The organism is Halorussus marinus (genome assembly GCF_004765795.1).
GTDB classification, from domain to species: Archaea; Halobacteriota; Halobacteria; order Halobacteriales; family Haladaptataceae; genus Halorussus; species Halorussus marinus.
On record NZ_SBIV01000001.1, the window covers coordinates 146285 to 158346 of the forward strand.

Below are 12062 nucleotides of genomic sequence, written 5' to 3' on the forward strand. Positions count from 1 at the left end.
CCGAAGTCGGCAAAGTCCTTTCGGCATCTATCGGGGTCTCCCGAATCGTCACGACGCGTGACAGCTCCCGATAATCCACGAACTGGTATTTAAACTGCGTAACGTCTGGTACTACAACTCGGGGGTAAATTTCAGAAACTCGGCCCGAGTTGGGAAGGATTAAATACGAGCGTGACAAATTATCGACTGTCAGAGTCTATGTCAGAGGCACAGACACTCACAGAGACGAGTACCGCTCGCAACCTCACCGCGTTCCAGCAGAACATCCTGACCATCCTCTCCGAGGAGCCGATGTACGGCCTCGCCATCAAGCGCGAACTCGAAGAGTTCTACGGCGAAGAGGTCAATCACGGACGTCTGTACCCCAACCTCGACACGCTCGTCGAGAAGGGCTACGTCGAGAAGAGCGAGCTCGACAAGCGGACCAACCAGTACGAGCTGACCGACGAGGGCCTCGCGGTCGTCGTCGACGCGCTCCAGTGGACCCTCTCGAAGTTCGTCACCGACGACGAACGCGCCGAGCAGGTTCGGGAGCTCGTCGCCGACACCGAGTAGTCACTCCTCGGCCGCCTCGAGCGCGAGCTCGACGGACTCCCCCACGACCGCTCGCTGTTTCTCCGACGGCCAGGCGTTCCGCGGAAAGTACTCCGTTAGAAACTCGTTCGCTTCGTCCGGGGTCGCCGATTCGATCGGCCGCGCGTAGTGGTTGCTCATGAAGTCGGCGAACGCCGCCGCGTTGTCGCCGTGGACCTCGCCGTGGGCCGCACGGACCCGAGCCGCCACTTCGCGGTTGCGTTCGGCGACCGCGTCCCAGTCGTCGGGGTCGCCGGCGCCGGCGAGTCGGATTTCGACCGCCCGGTCGGTGTCGTCGATCCGATCGGTGCGGATCGTTCCCTCGTCGGTCCACTCGTCGGGGTGGAGGACCAGCGTCTCGGCGTCGTCGTCCTCGCGGACCCGCGAGGTGAACCCGTGCTCGGCGAGCAGGTCGGTCCGTTCCTCGCGGTAGGCCTCGGCTTCGGCGTCGTCGACCGCCTCGCGGGCGAGTCGCGTGAGTCGTTCGGCTCGGTCCGCGGTCTCGTCTGGGAGTTGATCCTCAGCCATCGTCGAGCGCCTCGTTCGCGAGGTTGTCGGCGCGTTCGTTTATCTCTCTCGGGACGTGGCTGAGCTCCCAGTCGTCGAACGCCGCGAGGAGTTCGCGCACCGTCACCCTGTGTTCGCGGAGTTCGGGGTCGTTGGCGTTCCACGCGCCGGTGACCTGCCTGACGATGAGTTCGGAGTCGCCTTTCACCTCGACCGTGTCGAACCCGTAGTCGCGGGCCGCCCGGAGCGCGCGGATCAGCGCCTCGTACTCGGCCTGATTGTTCGTCGCGCGCCCGATGCGCTCGCCGCCCTCGGCCGCGATGCCGTCGCTCGTGACCAGCACCCACCCGACCGCCGCGGGCCCGGGATTTCCCCGGCTCGCGCCGTCGAAGTAGACGTAGGCGTGACCGCCCTCCTCGCGGAGGAGCGCCTCGATGTCCTGCGGATTAGACCCCTGTACGACCACCTTCCCGTCGTAGGCGACCGCCACCGCGTCGCCGTACTCGGCGCGCCAGCGTTCGTGGTCGGAGTCGCCCGACGAGAGCCGAGCGCCCGCGTCGGCGAGCGTCTCGCGGGCGTCGTCGACGTCGCACTCGATGACGGGCATGGGGTCACGTCCACGATACCGGCATTTACGCTTTCCGATACCCGTCTCGTCGGGCGATTCGCGCGGAAGGCTCGATTTCGTCGGGCTGGCGTCGCGGGGCGTATTCTGTCGGACCTGATCGGTCGGAAGTTTCGGCCGAGGGTTTAAGTGCGTTGGAAGTACTACTATAAAAGTGCGATGACACGGTCCACTCGCCAGCGGGAGCGCCAAGCCGAGGCGGAGCAACAGGAGGAGGAAGAGGGTGTACGGGAGTGTCCGGAGTGTAACTCCGACAACCTGGTCAAGAGTTCCGACAGGGCGGAACTCGTGTGCGAAGACTGCGGTCTGGTCGTCGAGGAAGAGCAGATCGACCCGGGTCCTGAGTGGCGGGCGTTCAACCACCAGGAGCGCCAGGAGAAGTCACGGGTCGGCGCCCCGACGACCCAGACGATGCACGACAAGGGACTGACGACCACTATCGACTGGAAGGACAAGGACGCCTACGGGCGGTCGATCTCCTCGAAAAAGCGGAGTCAGATGCACCGACTCCGAAAGTGGCAAGAGCGCATCCGCACCAAAGACGCCGGCGAGCGCAATCTCCAGTTCGCCCTGAGCGAAATCGACCGGATGGCCTCGGCACTCGGCGTCCCGCGGTCGGTGCGGGAGGTCGCGTCGGTGATCTACCGGCGCGCGCTCAAGGAGGACCTGATCCGAGGGCGCTCGATCGAAGGGGTCGCCACCTCCGCGCTGTACGCCGCCTGTCGAAAGGAAGGCATCCCGCGAAGCCTCGAAGAGATTTCGGAGGTATCGCGGGTCGAGCGAAAGGAGATCGGCCGCACCTATCGGTACATCTCTCAGGAACTCGGACTCGAGATGAAACCGGTCGACCCCAAAAAGTACGTCCCGCGGTTCTGTTCTGAACTCGAACTCAGCGAAGAAGTCCAGACGAAAGCTAACGAGATCATCGAGACGACCGCCGAGGAGGGCCTGCTCTCTGGCAAGTCCCCGACCGGCTACGCCGCCGCCGCCATCTACGCCGCCTCGCTTTTGTGCAACGAGAAAAAGACCCAGCGGGAGGTCGCCGACGTCGCGCAGGTGACCGAGGTCACCATCCGCAATCGCTATCAGGAACAGATCGAAGCGATGGGCATCCACAGCTAGGTGGCCTCGCGCCGGAGCGAGCCGGACCGTCCGGTCGCCCCGAAGCGAGTAAGCTTCAAACCCGTCCGGTCCCAAGGGGAGTCGAATGCGGCTCGACGAGTACATCGAGGACCTCGAACCCGACGCCGACCAGCGCCGCCGACGCCTCGCCGAAGAAAAATCCTACGAGATCCTCGACTACGTCGACGAGGTCAAAGACCGCTTCGCCGACGTGGCGCAGGGCGACTCGCTGGTCGGTAGCACCTCCCCGTCGGTGTTCGTGGGCCGATCGAACTACCCCAACGTCTCGACCGGCATCCTCTCGCCGGTCGGCGAAGAAGAGCGGGCCGCCGAGTTCGCCACCAGCAGCGAGTGGTACGAGCGCGGACTCGACATCGACAACGTGCTCCAGTATCGGACCGGGCTCCTGAACTCGAACCACTCGGCCGACGTCGAGAACGTCGCCGAGGCGTGGGACGGGTTCGTCGGCACCCAGCGGGAGGTCGCGATCGCCGACCGACCGGTCGACGTCGAGATCGGGCTCTCGGACTCGCTGGACCTCGATCTGGACGTCGACGACATCACGACCCCGACGGGCCCGTCGGCGCGGGCGACCTCCGCGGACCTCACCGAGAACCCCCACGTCCCGCGCCCGGTCAAAAAGACCCTCGAAGACGACGACTGGCAGGCCCAGGGCGCGATGACCTACCTCTACCGCCGGGGCTTCGACGTCTACGAGATCAACGACATCCTCTCGGCCGGCGCGCTCGGGCGCGGCCAGAACCGGCGGCTGGTCCCTACCCGGTGGTCGATCACCGCGGTCGACGACACCATCGGGCAGTTCCTCCGGGGCCAGATCACCACGAACCCCGGCGTCGACGAGACGCAGGTCTGGGTGAACGAGTACGTCGGCAACCGCTACTGGGTGATCCTCACGCCCGGTCAGTGGGAGTTCGAACTCGTCGAGATGAAAGCGCCGGGTAGCATCTGGAATCAGGACCCGACCGGCGAGACGTGGATGGCCAGCGCCTCGGAGGGGTTCGACGGTCGGACCGGCTACGTCGACGAGACCGCCGGCGCCTACTACGCCTCCCGGCTGGCAGTGCTCGAACACCTCGAATCCATCGGACGGCAGGCCAAGTGTCTGGTCCTCCGGGAGGTCTCGGACGACTACTGGGCGCCGGTCGGCGTCTGGCAGATCCGCGAGAGCGTCCGGAACGCCTTCGAGGGAGAGTACGGCGCGGCCGAGACCTTCCACGGCGCGGTTCGCGAACTGGCCCCACAGCTCCCGGTGGCGCTGGGGGACCTCCGGCGCAAGTCAGACATGCTCTCGGGCCTGCAGGCTAACCTCGCGGACTTCTCGTGACAAGACTTATTCTGACGCTCCGGCGACGTCCGGTATGATCCCCCTGTTCGGGGCGGTCCCCGGCGGAATGGAACTGGCCGTTATCCTCCTTATCGCGCTCGTGGTGTTCGGGCTCCCGCTGGTGTTGCTCGGCGGGAGCGTCTACCTCTTCGGTCGGTCGAACGCCGACGGCTCGGAGACCGAAGAGCTCGCGGCGCTCCGCCGGGAAGTCGAGCGACTGCGCGAGGAGGTCGAGCGGCTGGACGACGAATCGTAACCCCGCCGCGTCGAGGTTCGACTACGCCGTGTCGAGGTTCGACCACGCCTCGTCGACGTACTCGCCGGTATCGGCGACGATATCGTCCCATTCCTCGTCGTCGGGTGCGAGCCCGAGCAGGCGAGCCCCACGCATGATGCTGACGTGGTAGACTTTCTGTCGCCCCGGTTGCTCCTCCCAGACGACCACGTTACACGGGAACAGCGCGCCGATGCGACCGTCGCTGGCGTCGAGCGCGCGATCGGCCACCTCGGGGTTGCACGCGCCGAGCACGTAGTAGGGATCGCGGTCGGCGTCGACCTTCTCGTTGAGCATCTCGGCGGGCGAGAACTCGACCGGGACGCCGAATCCCGCGTCGACGAACGCCTCCCGGACGTGTTCGATCGCGGTCTCGTGGTCCATCTCCAGGGTCGCTTCCATCTCGCCGACGTCGTCGCCGTCGAGTGCCGTGGGGTCAATTGGAAGACTCATGCAAGACTCCCTTCGTGCCCGACCCTAAAAAGGTGCGCGCCCGGTCGGGGCGGGACGGCGGCGGTCGCGGGACGAGCGGTCTCAGAGCGACACCGGGAGCCACGACAGCCACCGCAGGACGCGCTCGGTCGCGATGATCGGCGGGTGCAACACCAGCCAGTCCAGCAGGGCCAACCCCAGTCCGTGGGCGACCACCGACGGGAGGATCGAGTCGCTCTGGTAGTCGACCGCGCCGAACAGCACGTCGGTCGGTCCCGACAGCGCCAGTTCGATCGGCGGCTTGTAGAGGTGGTGAAACGCGTAGACGACCGGGCTGATGAAGACGCTCTTGAACCCGAGTTCGCGGACGCCGACACAGAGCAGTCCCCGGTAATAAGTCTCTGCGGCCGCCGCGATGACGAACTGCTTGAGCGCGTGGGGCAGAAACTCCCCGAGCGCGGCGCCGGTCTCCCACATGGGGTAGTAGCTCCGGATCGTCGGGAGCGACGAGCCGACGACGTAGAACGGGACCACGAAAAGCGAGAGCAACAGCGTGTTCCGGACCGCGCGCCGGTCGACGCGAAAGCCGAGGTGTCGGCCGTGGGTGATCGCGAGGACGGCGGGCGCGAGGATGTAGACGGTGACGTCGCGGACGAGGCGCTCGTGCAGTCCGGCCACGTCCCACGACATCCACGCGACGGTGAGGACGCCGCCAGCGACCAGCGCGCGCTGGACCCACCCCAGACCGGCGAGCCGTCGGCGGACCGTCCGCGCGACCGACACGTTACTCGTCGGCGGTCGGTACCGCGCCGGTGGCGGTGACCGCCCGGATCTCGCCGAGGAAATCCCGCTGGCTCTCGAAGTAGGTCTCCTCGACGTCGGTCAGCAGGTCGCCCAACTCGCGGGGGCCCTCGGGGGTCCGGACGGTCTCGTCGCCAACTCTCCGAGCGACTTCGCTCTTCTGGATCGGCCAGTGCAGTCGGGAGGCGAGGCGCGCGACCGGCGCGCCGTCGACCGGTTCGCCCTCGCCGAGTTCGACGGCTGGCTCGTCGTCTTCGTTTTCGTCGGCCATGGCCGCCGATTCGGAGTCCTCCCGATTAGAGCTTTCGGAACGGCCTCTCACCGCGAGCGCGTCGGCCGGCGTTCCGCGCCGGCGGGGCCCGCCCGGACCGCCCGCGATCCGCCGTCGGGTCCCGTCCCGCGAGCCGACACGCGCCGCGAGCGAGCCTCAGTCGTGGACCACGACCTGACCGTCGCTGTAGACGGTTACCTCGTATTCGAGGAGCGTAAACGCCACATGGCCGGTCCCGCGGGGCTGTCCGTTGTGCCTGTCGCTGAACAGGTTGTCGAGGGCGTCGGGGTCGATCTGGTCGTAGAGCGACGCCCCGAGCTCGGCGGGTTCGACGCCGGCCGCGTCGGCGACCGCGTCTATCACCGCGGTGCTGAGCGGCTCGTCCCGACGCTGGGACGCGTTCGATGGTTTCCCGGTAGTGGCGACTGTCTCGTTTGGATTTTCGGTCAGGTTCTCGGTCATTCGTTGTCCTCCTCCGCAAGCGGGAGTGTTTAGCGTTGGCGGTGCAAAGAATAAAAACTCTCCGCATAACATTGAATATATTAGGCCGATCACATTACGGTCTGCGCTCGGCGATCTCGCGGACGGCACCCGCGAGCACGTCGATCCCGATCGGGATCGACTCCTCGTCGACGTCGAAGGTCGCGGTGTGATGGCCGCCGGGGTGGTCGGTCCCGACCCCGACGTACGCGGCCCGGCCGCCGTTCTGCTGGACCGTCCGCATCAGGTACGTCGCGTCCTCGCTTCCGCCGAGTTCGTCGCGGTCGACGACGGTGTCGACGCCGTCGGTCGTCCCGGCCACGTCGCCGACCACGTCGACGAGCTCCTGATCGCTCTCGGCGCTCGGGGCCTCGCCGTTGGTCGAGCGCTCGACGGTACAGCCGTGCATCTCGGCGGCCGATTCGAGCGCGCGCTCGGCCCGGGCTTTCATGTAGTCTTTGAGCTCGGTCGTCTCGCCGCGCACCTCCCCCTCGACGTGGGCGCTCTCGGCGATGATGTTCGTCGCGGTGCCGCCGCCGATCTTCCCGGCGTTGACCCGGGTCGCACCGTCCTCGTGGCGCGGGATCGCGTAGAGGTTCTGGATCGCGGTCGCGACCGCCTGAATGGCGTTCTCGCCGTCGTTGGGCTGGCCGCCGGCGTGGGCCGGTTCGCCCTCGAACTCCGCGCGGAAGTGGCTGACCGCGAGAAAGCCGTCCAGCCCCGCGACGACCTCGCCGGTCGGGTGGTCGAGCCCGACGTGGGCCGCGAGCAGGTACTCGACGTCGTCGATGTGGTCGCTCTCGGCCATCGCCTTCCCGCCAGCGATCATCTCCTCGCCGGGCTGGAAGAACACCTTGAGGGTGCCCTCGAAGTCGCTGTCGGCGATCGCCTCGATCACGCCGACGCCGAAGGTCGCGTGGGCGTCGTGACCGCAGGCGTGCATCGCGCCGTCGTGTTCGGACCGGAACCCCTCGGCGACGGGGGCGTGATCGTCGTCGGTCGACTCCGCACGGAGGAGCCCGTCGATGTCGACTCTGAGTCCGACCGTCGGCCCGTCGCCGGCCTCGACGACCGCGACCGCGCCGGTGTAGCCGCCCTCAAGCCGTTCGAGTATCTCCTCGTCGGCGCCCGCGTCGCGGGCCTGCTCGTACCACGTCTCGAGTTCGTCGTCGCCGGGAACCGCCATCCGCTCGTCCTCGGCGACGGCGTCGCGTCCGACGTGGAGTTCGTCGACGCCGATCCGTTCGAGTTCCTCGACGATGCGGGCGGTGGTGTAGAACTCCCGCCACGCCGGCTCGGGGTGTCGGTGGAGGTCTCGTCGGAGTTCGATGAGTCGGTCGCGTTCGGCCTGCTGGCTCATATCCGCCCCGTGGCGCGCCCGGACCTTAAGTGCTTGAGGCCCGGCAAGGTGCGCTCCCGAGATTGAACGGTTACTTAAGGGTCCCACGGATACTCTCGACCGAGGCCTACTATGGTCGACGACGAGCCACCTGACGAAGCTGTCGAAGAGGAACTGGCGGAGGCCCGCCGCGCCCGCGGCGGCTCCCGGATCGAGTTCTACGGCGGCCCCGCCGCCAGCACCATCCCCATCGCGTTGTTCATCGTGTGGGCGATCGTCCAGAGCGGACTGTTCCGCATCGGGGACACGACCGGCCTCGTCGCGGGGATGTTGCTCGCGCTCATCGTCGGGATGTTCTTCGCCAAGGGCGACTGGAAGACCTACGCCAACACCATCTTCGACGGGATGACCCAGCGCGTGGCCGCGACCGCGATCGTGGCGTGGCTCTGGGCCGGCATGTTCGCCGACACGATCCAGGCGGGCCAGTTCGTGAGCGGCCTCGTGTGGGCCGCCGACGCGCTGTCGGTCAGCGGGACGCTGTTCCCCGCGATCACCTTCGTGCTGGCCGCACTACTCGCGACCGGCATCGGCACCGGCTACGGGACCACCATCGCGTTCACCGGACTGTTCTTCCCGGCGGGACTGCTCGTCGGCGCGAACCCCGTCCTGCTGTTCGGCGCCATCCTCTCGGGCGCGGTGTTCGGGGACAACCTCGCGCCGGTCAGCGACACCACCATCGTGAGCGCGGTCACCCAGAACTCCGACATCGGCGGCGTGGTCGCCTCGCGGTTCAAGTACGCGATCGTGGCGGCGGTGCTCGCGTTCGTCGGCTACCTCGTCGCGGGCTCGGTGATGCCCGGCGCCGACATCGCGGCCAGCGGCGCGGTGCTCGGCGACGAGGCCGAACCGCTCGGGCTGATCCACCTCGCCTCGATCGGCGTGGTCATCTTCACCGCGGTGCGGGGCCGCCACATCGTCGAGGCGGTCTCGTGGGGCATCATCGTCGCGGCGATCGCGAACGTCGCGTTCGGGCTCGCGGCGGTCTCGGACATGATCCTGTTTCGCGCGCCCGACTCCGTCGCGCTCGCCGACTCGCTGTCGTGGCTCCCGTTCCTGACGACGGTGCCGGCCGGCTCCGATCAGGTCGGGGTCGCCGGGAGCATCTACACGGGCGCGGCGGGCTTTTTCCCGCTGATCGTACTCACCTTGCTCATCGTAGCCGGCGCCCGGATCATGATCCGGGGCGGGGGCTTCGAGGCGATTCAGGACTTCCTGCTCGAACGGGTCGCGACCAACGTCCGGCGGGCCGAGACCACGATGGTGCTTGGCACCGCGTCGGTCAACGCGATGATCACGATCAACACCGCCGCCGAGATCGCGATCGCGCCGTACATCGCGCGAATCGGCGAGCGGTTCAACATCAACGGCTACCGCCGGGCGAACATCCTCGACGCCAACACCTCGGCGCTGGGCTACATCTTCCCGTGGGCGGGCGGCGTCCTCGTGGGCTACACCGAGATGCAGGGTCTCGTCGGCTCCGAGGAGTTCGGGTGGTTCACTCGCGAACTCCTCGTCAATCCCGCCGAGGTCTGGCCGTTCGTCTTCCACGGGTGGCTGCTGTTCGGCGTGTTCCTCGTCTCGGCGCTGACCGGGTTCGGGCTCGAATACGTCTCTGACCGCGAGTCCGAGGAGGTGGCTCGCGTATGAGCCTCCTCGAGAAGTACCTCGCCGGAATCGGCTTCCGCACCAACACGCCCGCGTTCGAGTCGGGCCAAGAGATTTCGGCGTTCGTCACGGGCTACGACGGCGACACGCCGATCGCGCGTATCGGCGACACCGTGCTCCGTGTCGAGGACGCGCCGGCCGACGCGGTCGACGCCCGGGCGCTCCTCCGGGTCGAGTCGTTCGACGACGCCGACCACACCGGCACCGCGACGTATCTGGAGCGGACCGGCGAGTCGGCGTTTTAGCGGCCGGCGAGCGCGGTCGGTCGCCGCCGTCGGACCCGCGCGCAGAACGCGCTCTTTTTGACCCCGCGACGACTACGCCCGATTATATGGGCAAGGTCAGCATCGGCCTCCGGGGCTGGCGCTTCGACGAGGACGAGGTGTTCACCGACGAGGGGGAGTTCCGGCCGCTGGACGAGATCCCCCAAGACCCCCGCGACCGCCTGCTCCGGCTTCAGGCGCTGGTGGGGTCGCCGTGCGACGCCTGCTGGCTGATTCACGGCGACGAGAACATCGAGGAGTGCAACGTCACCGAGGTCGTCTACGGCGAACCGCTCGCGGAGGTCGTGCTCTGCTCGGAGCACGAGGCCGACTTCCGCTACTGGTTCGCCGAGGCCGGCGGGAGCCGGTACAAGGGAAGCGACGAACTCGAAGACGCGTTCCACGAGTGGTTTCTCGACGGCGGGCGCGCGCCCGAGGGGTACGGCGGCATCGAGCACGTCGAGACCGACCCCGACGACATCCCCGAGCCGCCGGACCCCGACCCCGAGGACCTCGAAGTCGAGGTCCCCGGCGCGGAGCGAGAGCGCATCGACCTCCGGAACATGGAGGTCACCACCGTCGAGGAGGGCCGGGACGACGACGAGACCGACGACCGCGAGGACGTGACTATCGACGAGGACGACCTCGATCTGAATCAGGACTACCCCAAATGAAGCCCGCCGTCGCGATCGTCGAGCCGAAGACGCCGGGCAACATCGGCACCATCGCTCGGGCGATGAAGAACTTCGGGATGGACGACCTGAAGCTGGTCGACCCCCCGGCGTTCGGCCGCGACAGCGAGGCGTACGGCTACGCGGGCCAGGCCCGCGAGGACGTGCTCCCGAACTACGACGAGGTCAGCTTCGACCATCTCGTCGAGAACTACCACACCGTCGGGCTGACCGCCACGACCAACGAGGACGCCCGCAAGCACCGGCGGTTCCCGTTCAAGACCACCGACGAACTCGCCGACAGCCTGCGCGACGTGGCGGCCCCGACCGTCCTCGTCTTCGGCCGGGAGGACAACGGCCTGACCAACGAGGAGGTCGCGCGCCTCGACGAGGTGTGTTCGATCCCGGCCAGCGCCGACTACCCGTCGCTGAACCTCGGGCAGGCCGCCACCGTCACCCTCTACGAGCTCCGGGAGCTGACCGTCCCCGAGACCCAGCTCCCCGACGTCGAGCGCGAGCGGGCCGACGAGGCCGAGATCGAGGGGTTCTACGACCACTTCGGCTCGTTCCTCGACGCGATCGACCACCCCGAGGAGAAACGCGAGAAGACCCTGCGGCTCGCCCGGCGACTGCTCGGTCGAGCCCACCCGACCGGCCGAGAGCTCCGGACGCTTCGGGGCGTGCTCCGGCGCGCGATGTACCACGCCGACGACGAGTAGCTCGCCCAGATAGTCAAATACTTTACCGAAGCGCGGCGTAACACCCACGAATATGTCTCCCGCAGCACAGCTGGCCGCCCGGTTCGGCTCGCTCCCGCTGGGCACCCAGTTTACCCTCCTCGTCGCGGTCCCGAGCGTCGCGGTCATGCTCGTCGGCAAGCGACTCTTCTTGCCGGACGTGGGGTTCCGGCGTCTCGTCGGCGACTTCGTCCGGACAGACTGGAAGTACCTCGGGGTCGCGTGGGTGGTCACGCAGGGCGTGAACACGCTGGCGATGCACTTTCACGCCCCGCGGACGTTCACGGGGATGGTGTACGCCGTCGAGGGCGCGACCGTCGCCATGTTTCAGGCGATCGCCGTCACCCCCCTCACCGTCGTCGCGACCGGGATCTACCTCGTGGGGTTCCCGTTCGTGGTCCTGTTCACGTACTTCAAAGTGAAGGCCCACGACGAGGAGCAGGCCCACCGGTACGCGCTGGCCTACACGGTGCTGGTCGTCACCGCGGTCCCGTTTTTCCTCCTCTTCCCGGTGAAGGTGTCGTCGCTGTACCTCTCGACGGTCGATCCGCTGATGTACGAACTCAGCCCCGCGATCCAGTACGGTATCTTCTCGACCGACACGCTGGTGAAGGCGTTCCCGAGCCTCCACACCGGCCTGTCGGTGCTGGCGGCGCTGTACGCCCGGAAGGTAGACGGCCGGTACGCCAACACCGTGACCGCCCTGACGGTCGGCATCGTCTTCTCGACGCTGTATCTGGGCATCCACTGGGTCATCGACGCCGTGTTCGCGGTGCTTTTGGTCTGGGTGGCCTACCGGTTCTCCCAGTCGGTCAGCGACCCCAAGTGGTCGACGGTCTCCCGGGAGGTCCTCGCGGGCGTTCGGCGGTACGCGCCGCTGTGAGGGCTCTGAGTCCC

At 67.5% G+C, this 12062-nt stretch carries 16 protein-coding genes; 9 read left to right on the forward strand and 7 right to left on the reverse strand.

Annotated features, from left to right (window positions below; genetic code table 11):
* Window positions 1-198: 198 nt before the first annotated feature.
* Window positions 199-555, forward strand: coding sequence for a PadR family transcriptional regulator (locus tag EPY72_RS00805; protein WP_134670868.1), 357 nt, complete (start codon window positions 199-201; stop codon window positions 553-555).
* On the opposite strand, the gene EPY72_RS00810 is transcribed toward EPY72_RS00805, so the two are convergent.
* Both EPY72_RS00810 and rnhA read right to left on the reverse strand, forming a co-directional pair.
* Complete coding sequence (locus EPY72_RS00810) at window positions 556-1101, reverse strand: DUF7108 family protein (RefSeq protein WP_135805281.1); 546 nt, start codon at window positions 1099-1101, stop codon at window positions 556-558. It lies immediately after the preceding gene.
* The gene (gene rnhA / locus EPY72_RS00815) at window positions 1094-1687 is read right to left on the reverse strand and encodes a ribonuclease HI (protein ID WP_135805282.1); all 594 of its coding nucleotides are present in this window, start codon (window positions 1685-1687) and stop codon (window positions 1094-1096) included. The genes EPY72_RS00810 and rnhA overlap by 8 nt, the downstream gene beginning before the upstream one ends.
* Window positions 1688-1864: 177 nt before the next feature.
* Here rnhA and EPY72_RS00820 point away from each other — a divergent pair, with 177 nt between their 5' ends.
* The 3 genes from EPY72_RS00820 (at window position 1865) to EPY72_RS19750 (ending at window position 4428) form a co-directional block, all read left to right on the forward strand.
* A complete protein-coding gene (locus EPY72_RS00820; RefSeq protein ID WP_134670865.1) occupies window positions 1865-2827 on the forward strand; it encodes a transcription initiation factor IIB in 963 nt (320 codons plus the stop codon).
* A gap of 85 nt (window positions 2828-2912) precedes the next feature.
* Window positions 2913-4172 (forward strand): DNA repair protein NreA, encoded by a 1260-nt coding sequence (gene nreA, locus EPY72_RS00825; RefSeq protein WP_134670864.1) that lies wholly within the window; start codon window positions 2913-2915, stop codon window positions 4170-4172.
* A 34-nt stretch (window positions 4173-4206) separates the two neighbouring features.
* Window positions 4207-4428, forward strand: coding sequence for a hypothetical protein (locus tag EPY72_RS19750; RefSeq protein WP_134670863.1), 222 nt, complete (start codon window positions 4207-4209; stop codon window positions 4426-4428).
* A 21-nt stretch (window positions 4429-4449) separates the two neighbouring features.
* On the opposite strand, the gene EPY72_RS00835 is transcribed toward EPY72_RS19750, so the two are convergent.
* The 5 genes from EPY72_RS00835 to EPY72_RS00855 all read right to left on the reverse strand — a co-directional run bounded on the left by EPY72_RS00835 (window position 4450) and on the right by EPY72_RS00855 (window position 7790).
* Entirely contained in the window at window positions 4450-4899 is a 450-nt protein-coding gene (locus EPY72_RS00835) for a DUF302 domain-containing protein (RefSeq protein ID WP_134670862.1), read from the reverse strand.
* A gap of 81 nt (window positions 4900-4980) precedes the next feature.
* Window positions 4981-5661 (reverse strand): CPBP family intramembrane glutamic endopeptidase, encoded by a 681-nt coding sequence (locus tag EPY72_RS00840; protein WP_244605498.1) that lies wholly within the window; start codon window positions 5659-5661, stop codon window positions 4981-4983.
* A 1-nt stretch (window position 5662) separates the two neighbouring features.
* Window positions 5663-5950 carry a DUF5789 family protein gene (locus EPY72_RS00845; RefSeq protein ID WP_134670861.1) on the reverse strand — a complete coding sequence of 96 codons (288 nt, stop codon included), beginning with the start codon at window positions 5948-5950 and terminating at the stop codon, window positions 5663-5665.
* Between the two features lie 156 nt (window positions 5951-6106).
* Window positions 6107-6412 (reverse strand): HalOD1 output domain-containing protein, encoded by a 306-nt coding sequence (locus tag EPY72_RS00850; RefSeq protein WP_168215985.1) that lies wholly within the window; start codon window positions 6410-6412, stop codon window positions 6107-6109.
* A gap of 94 nt (window positions 6413-6506) precedes the next feature.
* Complete coding sequence (locus EPY72_RS00855; protein ID WP_134670860.1) at window positions 6507-7790, reverse strand: amidohydrolase; 1284 nt, start codon at window positions 7788-7790, stop codon at window positions 6507-6509.
* A gap of 111 nt (window positions 7791-7901) precedes the next feature.
* Here EPY72_RS00855 and EPY72_RS00860 point away from each other — a divergent pair, with 111 nt between their 5' ends.
* The 5 genes from EPY72_RS00860 to EPY72_RS00880 all read left to right on the forward strand — a co-directional run bounded on the left by EPY72_RS00860 (window position 7902) and on the right by EPY72_RS00880 (window position 12048).
* Window positions 7902-9476, forward strand: a complete 1575-nt coding sequence (locus EPY72_RS00860; RefSeq protein WP_134670859.1) for a Na+/H+ antiporter NhaC family protein — start codon at window positions 7902-7904, stop codon at window positions 9474-9476.
* Complete coding sequence (locus EPY72_RS00865) at window positions 9473-9739, forward strand: DUF7513 family protein (RefSeq protein WP_134670858.1); 267 nt, start codon at window positions 9473-9475, stop codon at window positions 9737-9739. Before EPY72_RS00860 ends, EPY72_RS00865 begins: the two co-directional genes overlap by 4 nt.
* A gap of 86 nt (window positions 9740-9825) precedes the next feature.
* On the forward strand, window positions 9826-10431 hold the full coding sequence (locus tag EPY72_RS00870; RefSeq protein ID WP_135805283.1) for a DUF8114 family protein: 606 nt from the start codon (window positions 9826-9828) through the stop codon (window positions 10429-10431).
* Window positions 10428-11147, forward strand: a complete 720-nt coding sequence (locus EPY72_RS00875) for an RNA methyltransferase (protein ID WP_134670856.1) — start codon at window positions 10428-10430, stop codon at window positions 11145-11147. Before EPY72_RS00870 ends, EPY72_RS00875 begins: the two co-directional genes overlap by 4 nt.
* Window positions 11148-11199: 52 nt before the next feature.
* On the forward strand, window positions 11200-12048 hold the full coding sequence (locus tag EPY72_RS00880) for a phosphatase PAP2 family protein (protein ID WP_134670855.1): 849 nt from the start codon (window positions 11200-11202) through the stop codon (window positions 12046-12048).
* Window positions 12049-12062 lie beyond the last annotated feature (14 nt).